Genomic DNA, 255 nt, shown 5'->3' with positions numbered 1-255 from the left:
GGGGATGGCAGGTGTTCGGTATCGGCGCTGGCGCACGGTGGCCTTCGACGGCTGTGCCTCGTTCAAAGTGCCGGACAGCGACCGCAACCGGGCGTTCTTCGGGCTGCGGAGCAACAGCCACGGGCCGCTGCCCTATCCGATGCTGATGTTGATGGCGTTGGTGGAGACCGGGACCCGCGCGGTGATGGGGGCGGTGTTCGGGCCCGACACGGTCAGCGAGTTGGACTATGCCAGACAGTTGTTCCCGCTGTTGAC

At 66.3% G+C, this 255-nt stretch carries 1 pseudogene; it reads left to right on the top strand.

Annotated elements, in window-relative coordinates:
* Nucleotides 1-255, top strand: a pseudogene (locus KGQ19_RS53685) (IS4 family transposase); the annotation flags it as partial.

The sequence above is a fragment of the Catenulispora pinistramenti genome, assembly GCF_018274385.1.
In the GTDB taxonomy this organism is placed as follows: domain Bacteria; phylum Actinomycetota; class Actinomycetes; order Streptomycetales; family Catenulisporaceae; genus Catenulispora; species Catenulispora pinistramenti.
This window is presented reverse-complemented; position numbering and strand designations above follow the sequence as displayed.